At 65.9% G+C, this 13,892-nt stretch carries 15 protein-coding genes; all 15 read right to left on the bottom strand.

Annotation, left to right across the window (positions count from 1 at the left end; translation table 11 throughout):
- Positions 1-55 precede the first annotated feature (55 nt).
- A complete protein-coding gene (gene mnhG, locus NWF24_RS22780) occupies positions 56-412 on the bottom strand; it encodes a monovalent cation/H(+) antiporter subunit G (RefSeq protein ID WP_093050066.1) in 357 nt (118 codons plus the stop codon).
- Complete coding sequence (locus tag NWF24_RS22775) at positions 409-687, bottom strand: K+/H+ antiporter subunit F (protein WP_093050069.1); 279 nt, start codon at positions 685-687, stop codon at positions 409-411. Before NWF24_RS22775 ends, mnhG begins: the two co-directional genes overlap by 4 nt.
- Entirely contained in the window at positions 684-1,175 is a 492-nt protein-coding gene (locus NWF24_RS22770) for a Na+/H+ antiporter subunit E (protein WP_258350527.1), read from the bottom strand. Before NWF24_RS22770 ends, NWF24_RS22775 begins: the two co-directional genes overlap by 4 nt.
- Positions 1,172-2,827 (bottom strand): monovalent cation/H+ antiporter subunit D, encoded by a 1,656-nt coding sequence (locus NWF24_RS22765; RefSeq protein WP_258355339.1) that lies wholly within the window; start codon positions 2,825-2,827, stop codon positions 1,172-1,174. The genes NWF24_RS22770 and NWF24_RS22765 overlap by 4 nt, the downstream gene beginning before the upstream one ends.
- A gap of 41 nt (positions 2,828-2,868) precedes the next feature.
- On the bottom strand, positions 2,869-3,219 hold the full coding sequence (locus NWF24_RS22760) for a Na+/H+ antiporter subunit C (RefSeq protein ID WP_093050075.1): 351 nt from the start codon (positions 3,217-3,219) through the stop codon (positions 2,869-2,871).
- Complete coding sequence (locus tag NWF24_RS22755; RefSeq protein ID WP_258350526.1) at positions 3,219-6,167, bottom strand: monovalent cation/H+ antiporter subunit A; 2,949 nt, start codon at positions 6,165-6,167, stop codon at positions 3,219-3,221. The genes NWF24_RS22760 and NWF24_RS22755 overlap by 1 nt, the downstream gene beginning before the upstream one ends.
- Positions 6,168-6,245: 78 nt before the next feature.
- Positions 6,246-6,623, bottom strand: coding sequence for a fluoride efflux transporter CrcB (gene crcB / locus NWF24_RS22750; RefSeq protein ID WP_093075291.1), 378 nt, complete (start codon positions 6,621-6,623; stop codon positions 6,246-6,248).
- A 41-nt stretch (positions 6,624-6,664) separates the two neighbouring features.
- The gene (locus NWF24_RS22745; protein WP_093050084.1) at positions 6,665-7,978 is read right to left on the bottom strand and encodes a TRAP transporter large permease; all 1,314 of its coding nucleotides are present in this window, start codon (positions 7,976-7,978) and stop codon (positions 6,665-6,667) included.
- Between the two features lie 5 nt (positions 7,979-7,983).
- Positions 7,984-8,517, bottom strand: a complete 534-nt coding sequence (locus NWF24_RS22740; protein WP_258350525.1) for a TRAP transporter small permease — start codon at positions 8,515-8,517, stop codon at positions 7,984-7,986.
- A gap of 3 nt (positions 8,518-8,520) precedes the next feature.
- On the bottom strand, positions 8,521-9,489 hold the full coding sequence (locus tag NWF24_RS22735; RefSeq protein ID WP_093050090.1) for a TRAP transporter substrate-binding protein: 969 nt from the start codon (positions 9,487-9,489) through the stop codon (positions 8,521-8,523).
- A gap of 143 nt (positions 9,490-9,632) precedes the next feature.
- The gene (locus NWF24_RS22730) at positions 9,633-9,953 is read right to left on the bottom strand and encodes a ComEA family DNA-binding protein (RefSeq protein ID WP_258350524.1); all 321 of its coding nucleotides are present in this window, start codon (positions 9,951-9,953) and stop codon (positions 9,633-9,635) included.
- A 137-nt stretch (positions 9,954-10,090) separates the two neighbouring features.
- Positions 10,091-11,260 carry a lipopolysaccharide assembly protein LapB gene (lapB, locus tag NWF24_RS22725; RefSeq protein WP_093050096.1) on the bottom strand — a complete coding sequence of 390 codons (1,170 nt, stop codon included), beginning with the start codon at positions 11,258-11,260 and terminating at the stop codon, positions 10,091-10,093.
- Positions 11,250-11,585 carry a LapA family protein gene (locus NWF24_RS22720; RefSeq protein WP_258350523.1) on the bottom strand — a complete coding sequence of 112 codons (336 nt, stop codon included), beginning with the start codon at positions 11,583-11,585 and terminating at the stop codon, positions 11,250-11,252. Before NWF24_RS22720 ends, lapB begins: the two co-directional genes overlap by 11 nt.
- Before the next feature lie 57 nt (positions 11,586-11,642).
- On the bottom strand, positions 11,643-11,972 hold the full coding sequence (locus tag NWF24_RS22715; protein WP_093050102.1) for an integration host factor subunit beta: 330 nt from the start codon (positions 11,970-11,972) through the stop codon (positions 11,643-11,645).
- Between the two features lie 78 nt (positions 11,973-12,050).
- Positions 12,051-13,739 (bottom strand): 30S ribosomal protein S1, encoded by a 1,689-nt coding sequence (gene rpsA / locus NWF24_RS22710; protein WP_258350522.1) that lies wholly within the window; start codon positions 13,737-13,739, stop codon positions 12,051-12,053.
- Between the last annotated feature and the right edge of the window lie 153 nt (positions 13,740-13,892).

Below are 13,892 nucleotides of genomic sequence, written 5' to 3'. Positions count from 1 at the left end.
TTGCCTTTTTCGGGGTGAGCGCGAATGGCACCGGGTACTCCCCTCCGCCAATGAATCAGCCCGACTTTGCCTCGGGCGGCACGTCGCCACCCTTTTGCCGCTCGCGGAACAGCGCCGCACGCATCAGGAAGATGGTGGTGATCGGCGCCGTGAGCGCAATGAACAGCACGATCAGCACCGCATGCAGGAACAGGCTGAAGCCCTGCACTGAGAAGTAGACGATGGTGGCGACCGTCATGCACCACACGCCCACCGTCGCGCCCAGCGTGGGCGCATGGATGCGGCGGAAGAAGGTGGGCAGCCGCACCAGGCCGAATGAACCGATCGCCGCGAAGGCCGCGCCCAGCACAGCAAACACGGCGGTGATGATCTCGGCCCACAGCGGCAGCGGGCCCACGATGAAGTCCGTCATTCGATCACCTCCCCGCGCAGCAGGAACTTGGCCATGGCCGTGGAGCCGACGAAGCCGAACAGCGCGATCAGCAGCGCCGCCTCGAAGTAGACGTTGCTCGCGTAGATGATGCCGAGCACCAGCATCATCAGCATGCCGTTGATGTAGAGGCAGTCGAGGGCCATCACGCGGTCTTGTGCGCTCGGGCCTATCAGCAGCCGCGAGAGTGCGCACAGCATGGCCACGGCCAGCAGGAAGAGCGCGAACTTCAGGGCCCAGAAGAGGATGGGTGTCATGACTCGAAGATCTCCATCAGGGGGCGCTCGTAGCGCTGCTTGATCATCGCGACGAAGGCGGCCTCGTCGTCGAGGTCGAACACGTGGATCAAGAGCGTGCTGCGGTCGAACGACACTTCGCCCCAGGCGGTGCCGGGCGTGAGACACATCACCATGGCCAGCACCGCGAGCCCGTTGGGGTCGCGCATGTCGAGCGGAATCTGCACGAACTTCGAGGCGATGCGCGAGGTGCGCCGCGTGAGCAGCAGACAGGCCACGTCGTACGCCGACTTCAGCATGTCGAAGGTCACGACGAAGGACAGCCGCAGCGCAACGTCGGGCCGGCGCATGCGCACCGCCGCCGGGCGCAGGCCCTCGGTGAGCAGTGGCACCGCGATGGCGAGGATCAGGGCCGCCAGCAGCGTGGCGGCGTCGAGCGACTGGTTGAGCAGCAGCCAGACGATGAACAGCGCGAACGACAGCGACGGAGAAGGAATCAGGCGCTTCATGGGGCCGTGCCTTCCTTCTTCACAGGGTTCGGTATCTGCCGCGCGCCCAGCACCGCGTTGCGATATGGCGTGGGGGTCTTCAGTCCGTCCGCGGTGGCCCTGGCGTGCTGCATGACAGGTCCGGCCCACACGGTCAGCGCCACGCTGGCCGCGAGCAGCGCAGCCACCGGCAGCACTTCGAGCGCGGGCAGCGAGGGCATGGTGGGGTGAAGTTGCGTCCAGAAGTGGCGGATGCCGGTGCGGCTCAATGCAATCAGCGAGAGGAAGCCCGAGGCGATCAGCAGCGCAAGAAAGATCCAGCCGGCGGTGCCAATCGCCTTGGCGCCGAGCATGCCCGAGAGCATCGCGAACTTGCCGATGAAACCCGACAGCGGCGGCAGGCCCGCGAGCAGCAGCGTGCAGCCCATGAAGCTCAGGCCCAGGAAGGCAACGCCGGCGGGAATCGCGCGGCCGTAGAGCGCTTGTGCCTCGTCGTCGAGGTTCACGTCGTTGAGTGCGCGCAGGTCTTCGGCGAGGAAGGGCGCATTGCCGGCCGCCTCGTGTGGCGCCACGCTCATGCCCGCGTTGCGCCAGCGTTCGATCATGTCGGTCAGCAGGAAGAAGGCGCTGACCGCCAGCGTGGAGCTCAGCAGGTAGTACAGCGCGCCAGCCCACACGGCAGGCTGTCCGAGCCCGACCGCCGCGAGCAGGGTGCCCGCGGATACCAGCACGCTGAAGCCCGCGAGGTTCGACAGCCGCTGCGTGCCGACGATGCCGAGCGCCCCCACGAACAGCGTGGCAAGGCCCACGCCGACCAGCGCCGCCTGCCCGAAGGCGGCGGAGTCGCCGGTGTCGGGTGCGAACAGCACGGTCCACAGCCGCAGGATCGTGTAGACGCCGAGCTTGGTCAGCAGTGCGAACACCGCCCCCACGGGCGACACCGACGCGCTGTAGGCCGGCACCAGCCAGAAGTTGAGCGGCCATGCGCCGGCTTTGGCGAAGAAGGCGGTCGCGAGAATGGCCGCTGCCGCATGCACCAGGCCGCGGTCGCCCGGTGCGAGTTCGGCGATGCGCACGCCGAGATCGGCCATGTTGAGCGTGCCGGTCACGCCGTAGAGGATGGCCGCGCCGATCAGGAACAGCGACGACGCCGCGAGGTTGATCGCGATGTAGTGCAGCCCCGCCTGCACGCGCAGCCGCCCCGAGCCGTGCAGCAGCAGGCCGTACGAGGCCGCGAGCATCACCTCGAAGAAGACGAACAGGTTGAACAGGTCGCCCGTGAGGAAGGCGCCGTTCAGGCCCATGAGCTGCAGTTGCAGCAGCGGATGGAAATGCACGCCCGCGCGGTCCCAGCGCGAGGTGGAATAGATCGACGCGGCAAAGGCGATCACGCCCGTGAGCGCGACCATCATGGTCGAGAGCCGGTCGGCCACCAGCACGATGCCGAAGGGTGCGCGCCAGTTGCCCGGCAGGTAGACGCCGATGGAGCCGGGCCCGCCGCCGGTGTCGGCCGCGTTCACCCAGCGCAGCAGCGCAAGCGCGGCAAGCAGGCCGACGAGGCCCGAGACCACGCTCAGGGCCGACTTGGTGCGCCGCCGGTTCTCGCCCAGCAGCAGCATGAGCGCGGCCGTGAGCATGGGCACGAGGATCGGCACCGCCACCAGGTGCGGCATGCTGAACTCGAGCAGTTCGTCGAGCAGGTGGAAGATCTCTTTCACTCTGCCTCCTGCCGTTCTTCACCGTCCACGTGGTCGGTGCCGGTGAGGCCGCGCGAGGCGAGCATCACAACGAGGAACAACGCCGTCATCGCAAAGCCGATCACGATGGCCGTCAGCACGAGGGCTTGAGGCATCGGGTCGGCCGTGTTGGCCAGCGTGGAGGTGAGGCCCTTGATGAGCACCGGCTCGCTGTCGACCTTGAGCCTGCCCATGCTGAAGATGAACAGGTTGACCGCATAAGAGATCAGCGTCAGGCCCATGATGACCTGGAAGGTGCGAGGGCGCAGCAGCATGTACACGCCAGAGCCGGTGAGCACGCCGATGGCGAGTGCGAGCACGATTTCCATCAGCTGGCTCCCCCTGCGGCGACAGCAGCCGCGGCGGCTTCGGCTTCTTTCTCGGCCTGCTCGTCGGCCCAGCGGTGGCTTCGTATCGACTGGTGGGCCAGCGCGGTCAGGATCAGCATGGTGGCGCCGAGCACCAGCGCGAACACGCCGATGTCGAAGAAGAGGGCGCTGGGCACGTGCACTTCGCCCAGCAAAGGCAGATGCAGGTGCGCGGTGTGCGTGGTCAGGAAGGGATAGCCGAAGAACATCGCGCCACCGCCGGTGGCCAGCGCCAGCAGCAGGCCGGTGGCGATCCAGCGGCGCGGGTAGATGCGCAGATGCTCTTCCACCCACTCGGTGCCCGACACGATGAACTGCAGCACCAGTGCGACCGACATCACCAGCCCCGCGACGAAGCCGCCGCCCGGCGCGTTGTGGCCGCGCATGAAGAAGTAGACCGACACCAGCGCCGCCAGCGGCAGCACCAGCCGCACCAGCACGGCCGGCACCATCAGGTAGCCGACGGCGGTGTCCTTGGCGCGGCGCGGGTTCAGCAGGTCGCTGCTGCCGTCGTCGACCTGCAGGCGCTGCTGGACCGGCAGGGCCATCGATTCGAGGGCAGGGCGGAAGCGCCGCAGCAGCGCATACACGGTGAGCGCCACGATGCCCAGCACGGTGATCTCGCCGAAGGTGTCGAAGCCGCGGAAGTCGACCAGCATCACGTTGACCACGTTGGTGCCGCCGCCCTCGGTGAGCGCGTGTTCGAGGAAGAAGGGCGAGATGCTCTGCGGGAAGTTGCGCGTCATCATGGCCCACGCCAGCGAGGCCATGCCGCCGCCGGCGATGGTGGCCACCAGCAGGTCGCGTCCGCGCCGGCCCCAGGGCCGCAGCCGCGCGCGCGCAGGTTGAATGACGTCCTTGCTGCGCATCGGCAGCCAGCGCAGGCCCAGCAGGATGAGCACCGTGGTCACGGCCTCGACCACCAGTTGCGTCAACGCGAGGTCGGGCGCCGAGAACCAGATGTAGGTCACGCAAGAGACCAGCCCCGCACCCGAGGCCAGCATCAGTGCCGCCAGCCGATGGAACTTGGCCTGCCACGCGGCGGCCAGCGCGCAGGTGCCACCGATGATCCAGGTCATGGCGAACATCGGCGAGAAGGGCAGCAGCTCGCGCGTGCCGGGTGCGGCGGGCGCGGCCCACAGGGAAGCCGCGGCGCCCGCCACGGCCACGACCACCAGCAGCAGCAACTGCCACTGCAGCCGGCGCGTGCCGAACAGGCGGCGGCTGCGCCGGCCCGCCTCGCTCAGCAGCGCCAGCAGGTGCTCGAAGATGGCCTGGCCATCGAAGCGATGCAGCAGCGGCGTGTGCTCGAGGCCGCCGCGTGCGCGCCGGCGGCGCTGCAGCAGGTACAGCGCGGCGCCGCCCACCAGCGCCACGAAGCTCATCAGCAGTGGCAGGTTGAAGCCGTGCCACACGGCAAGGCTGTACTCGGGCAGCGTGCCGCCGACGACCGGCGAGGCGGCCGCCGCCAGCATCGGGCCGACCGACCACGCCGGCATCACGCCCACCACCAGGCACACCAGCACCAGCAGCTCGACCGGCACGCGCATCCAGTGCGGCGGCTCGTGAGGGTGCTTGGGCACCTCGTCGCCGCAGGGAGGGCCGAAAAACACGTCGAACACGAAGCGCGCCGAATACGCCACGCTGAAGATGCCGGCAATGGTGGCGATGACCGGCAAGCTGAAGTCGACCCACGGCGTCGACTGGATGAACACCGTCTCGGCGAAGAACATTTCCTTCGAGAGAAAGCCGTTGAGCAGCGGCACGCCGGCCATCGAGGCGCTGGCGATGATGGCCAGCGTGCCCGTGATGGGCATGAGCCGCATCAGGCCGCTGAGCTTGCGGATGTCGCGCGTGCCGGTCTCGTGGTCGATGATGCCGGCCGCCATGAACAGCGACGCCTTGAAGGTCGCGTGGTTCATCACGTGGAAGACCGCTGCCACCGCCGCGAGCGGGCTGTTCAGGCCCAGCAGCAGCGTGATGAGCCCGAGGTGCGAGATGGTCGAGTAGGCCAGCAGCGCCTTCAGGTCGCGTTGGAACATGGCGATGAAGCCGCCGAGCAGCAGCGTGACGGCGCCCGCGCCGCCCACCATCCAGAACCACTGCTCGGTGCCCGAGAGCACGGGCCACAGCCGCGCCATCAGGAACACGCCGAGCTTCACCATCGTGGCCGAGTGCAGGTAGGCCGATACCGGCGTGGGCGCGGCCATGGCGCGCGGCAGCCAGAAGTGGAACGGGAACTGCGCGCTCTTGGTGAAGGCGCCGAGCAGCACCAGCACCAGCGCCACCGGGTACAGCGCATGCGCGCGAATGAGGTCGCCCGAGGCCAGCACCACGTCGAGCTCGTAGCTGCCGACGATGCGGCCCAGCACCAGCACGCCGGCCAGCAGGCACAACCCGCCAGCGCCGGTAACGGTGAGCGCCATGCGCGCCCCGCGCCGCGCGTCGCGGCGGTGGTGCCAGTAGCCGATGAGAAGGAACGAGAACAGGCTGGTGAGCTCCCAGAACAGCACCATCTGAATGAGGTTGCCCGAGAGCACCACGCCCATCATCGCGCCCATGAACGCGAGGAAGAACGAGAAGAAGCGCGGCACCGGATCGGAGGCCGACATGTAGTAGCGCGCATAGAGCACCACCAGCGCGCCGATGCCCAGCACCAGCATGCAGAACAGCCATGCGAAGCCGTCCATGCGGAACACGAGGTTCAGGCCGAGGGCCGGCAGCCATTCGATTTCTTGCCGCAGCACATTGCCGTGCGCGATCTGCGGGAAGAACCATGCGACCTGGATGGCGCAGCCCAGCGCGACCAGTCCCGCCAGCGTCGACTCCCTGTTGCGCGCGTTGGAAGGCATCAACGCGGCCAGCACGCTGGCAATGAAGGGGAGGGCGATAAGAAAGACCAGGGGCATTGCGGGCAATTCTATCGACCGACCCTATTGAAGGCCCTATCTATAACCGCAAGACATAAGGCAGTTTTTCGCTCGATTTCAGGAGGAGAACGCCTGCACCGTGCGCAACCCGAGCCAGGTCATGCAAAGCGAGCCACCCAGGTGCAGTGCAATCGTGCCCATCGCGAGGCCGAGCCTGCCGCCCATGAGCATGCCGACCACTTCCGCGGAGAAGCTGGAGAAGGTGGTGAGCGTGCCCAGGAAGCCGGTGATGACCATGAGCCGCCACGCGGGGTTGATGTCCGGCAGGCCGCTGAACACACCGATGGCCACGCCGATCAGGTAGCCGCCGATAAGGTTCACCGCCAGCGTGCCCCAGGGCAGGATGCCGCCGGGGTTGAGCCACAGGGCGAAGCCCCAGCGCATGAGGGCGCCGACACACGCGGCGAGGCAGATGACGAGGACGTTCAGCAGCATGCCGGCGATTATCCGCAAGCTGCCGGACGGCCTTTCTCTTTCTACTTTTCCTTGCCCATCACCACATCGGGCAGGATCGTCACGATGCTCGGGAACAGCGTGATCAGCACGATGCACAGCACCAGGCAGAAGAAGAACGGAATCGCCGCCTTGGCGATAACGTTGCTGTCTTTCCCGGTCATGTTCTGCAGCACGAAGAGGTTGAAGCCCACCGGCGGCGTGACCTCGGCGATCTCGACCAGCAGCACGATGAAGATGCCGAACCAGATCAGGTCGAAGCCGGCCTTCTGGATCATCGGCAGCACCACCGCGCTGGTCAGCACGATCATCGAGATGCCGTCGAGCGCCGTGCCGAGCACCAGGTACACGACTACCAGCGCGCCGATGAGCGCGTAGGGCGACAGGTGCATGCTGTCGACCCATTCCGCCAGCTCGCGCGGAATGCCGGTGAAGGCCATGGTCTTGGTGAGGAACGCCGCGCCGGCCAGGATGAACATGATCATGCAGCTGGTGCGGGTGGCGCCCATGATGCCGTCCTTGAAGTTCTTCCAGGTCAGGCTGCGGCCCCAGGCCGCGATGGCCAGCGAGCCCAGCACGCCGAAGGCCGCGCACTCGGTGGCCGTGGCCCAGCCGGCCACCAGCACCCAGACGATGAAGACGATCAGCAGTGCGCAGGGAATCAGGTTGCCCGACAGCCGGATCTTCTCCATGAAGGTGGTCGGCGGATCGGCCGGCGGCACCTGGTCGGGGTTGCGCAGGCTCCACCAGCCGATGTAGCCCGAGAACAGCAGCATCAGCAGAAAGCCCGGAAGAAAGCCGGCCAGGAAGATGCGGATGATCGAGGCGTCGGCAGCCACGGCGTACACCACCATCGTGATCGACGGCGGAATCAGGATGCCCAGCGTGCCTGCGGTGGCGAGCGAGCCGATGGCCAGCTTCTCGTTGTAGCCGCGGCGCTTGAGCTCGGGCAGCGCCACCTTGGCGATGGTCGCGCAGGTAGCGGCCGACGAGCCAGAGACCGAGCCGAACACGCCGCAGCCGAGGATGGTGGTGTGCATCAGCCGGCCGGGCACACGGTTGAGCCAGGGGCGCAGGCCCTCGAACATCTCCTCGCTGAGCTTGGTCCTGAAAAGAATCTCGCCCATCCAGATGAAAAGCGGCAGCGCCGCGAGCTCCCAGCTGGCGTTGCTTTCCCAGAAGGCGGAGAACAGGTTCTTGCCCGGCAGCGTGTTGGTGAAGAAGGCCTGGCCGACCCAGCCGACGATGGCCAGCGTCATCGCGATCCAGACGCCGCCCGCGAGCAGGAGCAGCATGATGGCGAGCAGCAGCGCGCCCATGAGCAGGGTTTCAAGCATGGGCGTCAGACGTCGGAGGAGAAATCGCCGGCGGCATGCCGCTCTTCGATGGCGCGCTGGTAGCTGGGCTTCTCGCCGCGCACCACGCCGACCAGTTCGTCGACCATCGCAATCAGCAGCAGCCAGCAGCCGATGACGAAGGTCGATTGCGGAATCCAGATCGGAATGACGACGAGGCCGGTGGCCATCTCGGCGAACTCGTAGCTCTCGTAGGTGAAGCTGGTGGCCCAGTAGGTGAGGTAGGCCACGGACACCGACGCGATCAGCAGGCATGTCACATCGAGCATGCGCCGCACCTTCGGCGGCACGGCTTCGAGCAGCAGCGTCACGCGCACGAAGTCGCCGTGACGGAATGCATGCGCCATCGCGAAGAACGCAGCGGCGGCGCACAGCCAGGCCACCACGTCGTTGAGCCCGCTCACATGCCAGTTCATCTGCCGGCCCACGCCGGCCAGGATCATCAGCACGAAGATCAGGAACACGCAGAACGCGCCGAGTGCGCCTGCACCGTCGTACAGGCGGTCGAGAAAGCGGCGCACGGCTTACTTCTTTTTATAAGCGTCGACGATGGCGGCGCCATCGGCACCGGCGGCCTTGAGCCAGTCGGTCTGCATGATGCCGCCGACCTGGCGCATGTCCGCGTCGAGCTTGGGCGAGGGCTTGTGCACCTTCATGCCGCGCTCGGCGAGCAGGCGCTTGTACTCGTCGTTCTTCTCCTGCGCGACCTTCCAGCCGCGCACCTCGGCATCGGCTGCGGCCTTGGTGACGGCTGCCTTGGTGGTGGCGTCGAGCGCATCGAAGGCCTTGGCGTTGACGAGAATCGCGTTCTTCGGAATCCAGGCCTGCGTGTCGTAGAAGTTCTTGATGTGCTCGTAGGTCTTGGTGTCGTAGCCGGTGGAGCCCGAGCTCATGTAGCTCTCGATCACGCCCGTGGCCATGGCCGCGCTGAGCTCGGCCTGCTGGATCTGCACCGGCTGCGCGCCGATGAGTTCGGCGATCTTGGCGGTGGCCGGGCTGTAGGCACGCCACTTGATGCCGCGCAGGTCGGCCACCGAGCCGATTTCCTTCTTTGTGTAGATGCCCTGCGGCGCCCACGGCACCATGAACAGCACCTTGATGCCCTGGGCCGCGAGCAACTTGTCCATGGCGGGCTTCGATGCGTCGTAGAGCTTTCTTGCCTCGGGGTAGGTGGTGGCGAGGAAGGGCACGCCGTCGAGCGCGTAGATCGGGTTCTCGTTCGCGTAGTTGGCCAGCAGGATCTCGCCGGCCTGCGCCTGGCCGCTTTGCACGGCGCGCTTGATCTCGGGCGCCTTGAACAGCGAGGCGTTGGCATGCACCGTGATCTTCACCTTGCCGCCCGTGGCTGCGTCGACGTCCTTCGCGAACTGGGTGATGTTTTCCGTGTGGTAGTTGGTAGCCGGGTAGGCCGTGGGGAGGTCCCACTTGGTCTGCGCGAAGGCTGCGGCGCCGAGGGTGAGGCCCGCGAGGGCAATGCCGAACTTGTGATTCATGTACGCGCTCCGGAATGGATTGAAAGCAAAACGAAAGGAAGCTTACGTGCAAATTCCGGACCACTTCCTGAGGCATTTCCCTGCCATGGCGCGCATGAAAAAGCCGCCCGAAGGCGGCTTTGCATATTTCTACCGGAGCGGAATCAGGGCTTGGCAGCCTTGGGAGCCTTCGCTTCCTTCGAGGCCGCAGGTGCCGCATCACCGAAGCTCTTGCCATTGACCGTCAGGCCTTCGGCCGACAGCTTGGCCGCCTTCTTCTCCTTCACGCCTTTGACGCGCTGCATGAGGTCGGGCCAGTCCTTGAACTCGCCTTCCTTGCGCGCTTCGAGGATGCGCTTGGACATCGACGGGCCAACGCCCTTGACGCCGTCGAGGTCGGCCTCGGTACCTTTGTTGACGTCGACGGCGGCGAACGAAACGGCTGCGAACAGCAAGGCCGTGGTGGCCAGGATTTTCTTGAACATGATGAAAAACTCCCTCTTTTTTGTTGATGAGTGACAGCCGACAGAAACGTCGGCCCAGGCTCAACGAGGAGAGAAAGAAGGGCGTTGACTCGTGAAAGCCGTGCCGGCTTCTACGTGACCATTGTTCAGAAATGTGATCAGAGTTCTTCGACGCGGCGCGGCGGATAGCTGTCCCAGGCCTGGCAGCCGGGGCAGTGCCAGAAGTACTGGTGCGCCTCGAAACCGCAGGCTGCGCAGCGGTAGCGCATGAGCGGCCGGGTGGCCTGGTCGAGCGCGCGTTGCACTTGCGGATGGAACTGCTGGTGTTCGAAGTGCTCACCCGCGAGCCAGCGCGAGGCCGCGACCAGCGAGGGTTGCTGCGCAAGATGCGCGATGTAGCCGTCGCGCGGCGTGGGGTTGGGTTCTTCGGCGGTGGCGGTCGGTGTGCCGCCGAGCGCCATCAGCGCCTCGAGCACGTCGATCGACGGCGACTCCACGTAGCGGCGTTGCAGCAGCGCGAGCGCTTCGCCTTCGCGGTGCGCGGCCACGGCAGCCTGCTGCAGCGCGGCGGCGTAGAGCGGCAGTGCCAGCGGTGCGGTCTCGCTCAGGGCCACGAGCGTATCGAAGGCTGCGGCTGCTTCGCCGTTGCGCAGCTGCAGGTTGGCCGTGTCGATGGCGGGCCGCGGTGCCTGCGGCGCGAGCTCGACGGCCTGCGCGAGCAGCTTTGCCGCGCCGGGCAGGTCGCCTGCCGCCACGCGCTCGGTGGCTTGCTCGCAGAGGTGATGCGCGCGGCGCGTGCTGTAGCTGGCCTGGTCTGATTCATCGAGCTTCTGCGCCACGTCGGCGGCCTGTGCCCATTCGCGCGAGCGCTCGTAGATGGCCAGCAGCGAGAGCCGCGCCTCGTTCTCGTAGCGCGTGCCCTCGAGCTTTTGCAGCGCGGCTTCGGCGCGATCGAGCAGGCCGGCGCGCAGAAAGTCTTGCGCCAGCGCGTGCTGTGCGCGTTCGCGATCGCTGCGGCTCAAGTCGCCGCGGCCCAGCAGGTGCTCGTGCACGCGCACTGCGCGCTGGTACTCGCCGCGACGGCGAAAGAGGTTGCCGAGTGCGAAGTGCAGCTCTTGCGTGTCGGGGTCGTTCTGCACGGCCTCGATGAAGGCGTCGATGGCCTGGTCCTGCTGTTCGTTGAGCAGGAAGTTGAGGCCGCGAAAGTAGGCCTTGGGGGCCTGGCGGTTCTCGAGCTTGAGTTGCCGGATGTCGAAGCGCGATGCGAGCCAGCCCAGCACGAAGGCGACGGGCAGGCTGATCAGCAGCCAGCTGGGATCAAAGTCCATGTTGACGTACGGCGGGGAGGTCGGTGGCGGAGATGGAGGGTGCGGCTGCCGGTGCAACCGCGGTGGTCGACGGCGTGGATGCCTGCGTTTCGGCAGCGGCAGGCAGTTGCGCCGCGGCGGTGCGGTGCTTCCACCAGCCGGGCAGCATGCCCAGTGCACCGACCACGAGCCCGCCGGCAAATGCCGCGAGCACGACGAGCACCAGCGGCGCACGCCAGTAGGTGCCGAAGAAGAAATAGACGGTCGCGTCGTGCTGGTTGTTCAGCGCGAAAGCGAAGAGCGTAAAAAAAATGGCTGCCTTGAGCAGCCACAGGAGGTATTTCATGCACGTTCCCGTTGGCGGGACGATTCTACGTTTGCAACCATCGGGACCGGCTGCTGGTCAGGCCTTGCGGCCCTTGGCTTCCTTGCCGCCGGCGTCGAGCTCCGCGGTGCGTGCATCGACGGCTTCGCGCAGCGCCTTGCCGGGCTTGAAGTGCGGCACCCGCTTCTCGGGAATCTGCACGCTCTCGCCCGAACGCGGGTTGCGGCCGATGCGCGGCGGACGACGGTTGACCGAGAAGCTGCCGAAGCCACGGATCTCGATGCGGTGTCCGCGCACCAGCGCGTCGCTCATGGCGTCGAGGATGGTCTTGACGGCGTATTCGGCATCGCGGTGCGTGAGCTGTGCAAAGCGCGCTGCGAGTTCTTCGACGAGGTCTGAGCGGGTCATAGGCCGAACATAAACGAAAAACGTGGACGAAAAAAAAGACAGAGCGGCCCCAAGGCCTGCTCTGTCTTCCGACTCAGCTTACTTGCTGTCGTTGTTGTCGAGCTTGGCGCGCAGCAGTGCGCCCAGGCTGGTCGTGCCCGCGTTTTCGCGTGCCGACTGCTGGCTCAGGCTGGCCATGGCGCCTTGTTCGTCGACCATGTCCTTCTGCTTGATCGACAGCTGGATGTTGCGGGTCTTGCGATCCACATTCACGACGATGGCGGTGACTTCGTCGCCTTCCTTCAGCACGTTGCGGGCATCTTCAACGCGGTCGCGCGAGATTTCCGAAGCACGCAGGTAGCCGAGGATGTCCTCACCCAGGTCGATTTCAGCGCCGCGGGCGTCCACGGTCTTGACCTTGCCGGTCACGATCTGGCCCTTGTCGTTCACGGTGGTGAACGTGGTGAACGGGTCGCTGTCGAGCTGCTTGATGCCCAGGCTGATGCGCTCGCGGTCGACGTCGACTGCCAACACGATCGCTTCGACTTCCTGGCCCTTCTTGTAGTTGCGAACGGCGGTTTCGCCGGCTTCGTTCCACGAGAGGTCCGACAGGTGAACCAGGCCGTCGATGCCGGCAGCCAGACCCACGAACACGCCGAAGTCGGTGATCGACTTGATCGGGCCCTTGACGCGGTCGCCGCGCTTGGTGTTTTGCGCGAACTCTTGCCACGGGTTGGCCTTGCACTGCTTCATGCCCAGGCTGATGCGGCGCTTGTCTTCGTCGATTTCCAGGACCATGACTTCGACTTCGTCGCCCAGCGAGACGATCTTGTTCGGAGCGATGTTCTTGTTGGTCCAGTCCATTTCGGAGACGTGCACCAGGCCTTCGATGCCGGGTTCGAGTTCGACGAACGCGCCGTAGTCGGCAATGTTCGTGACCTTGCCGAACAGGCGGGTCGATTGCGGGTAGCGGCGCGAAACGCCCATCCACGGGTCGTCACCCATTTGCTTGAGACCCAGCGAGACACGGTTCTTCTCGGTGTCGAACTTGAGGATCTTGGCGGTGATTTCCTGGCCGGCCTGAACGACTTCGCTCGGGTGGCGAACACGGCGCCATGCCATGTCGGTGATGTGCAGCAGGCCGTCGATGCCGCCGAGATCCACGAACGCACCGTATTCGGTGATGTTCTTGACCACGCCGCGCACGACTGCGCCTTCCTTCAGCGTTTCCATCAGCTTGGCGCGTTCTTCGCCCATGCTGGCTTCGACCACGGCACGGCGCGACAGCACGACGTTGTTGCGCTTGCGGTCGAGCTTGATGACCTTGAATTCGAGGGTCTTGTTTTCGTACGGGGTCAGGTCCTTGATCGGACGCGTGTCGATCAGCGAGCCCGGCAGGAAAGCGCGGATGCCATTGACCAGGACCGTGAGGCCGCCCTTGACCTTGCCGCTGGTGGTGCCGGTGACGAAGTCGCCCGATTCCAGTGCCTTCTCGAGGGCGAGCCACGAAGCCAGACGCTTGGCGGTGTCGCGCGAGAGGATGGTGTCGCCGTAGCCGTTCTCAACGCTGCCGATGGCAACGGAAACGAAATCGCCGGCCTGAACTTCGAGTTCGCCCTTGTCGTTCTTGAACTCTTCGATCGGCACATACGCTTCGGACTTCAGACCGGCGTTGACGACGACGTGGTTGTGTTCGACACGCACGACTTCGGCCGTGATGACCTCGCCAGTGCGCATTTCGGAACGCTTCAGGGACTCTTCGAATAGGTCGGCAAAAGATTCAGACATTTATGGTTCCTTCCGTCAGGCAGGGTTGGCAGGCGCTCTTGCGAAATTGCGTGCGGCTGCTGTGGGTCTGTAGACGGCGGTTTGTGGGCGTGAGCCCGGGTTGGTTGAACAACCAGCAGGCCGGTGCGCTGTCGCGCGGAAGGAGCCTGCTGG

This window comes from Variovorax paradoxus (genome assembly GCF_024734665.1).
Classification (GTDB): domain Bacteria; phylum Pseudomonadota; class Gammaproteobacteria; order Burkholderiales; family Burkholderiaceae_C; genus Variovorax.
The sequence above is the reverse complement of the archived record's forward strand: the minus strand, read 5'-3'. Positions and strand labels throughout refer to the sequence as shown.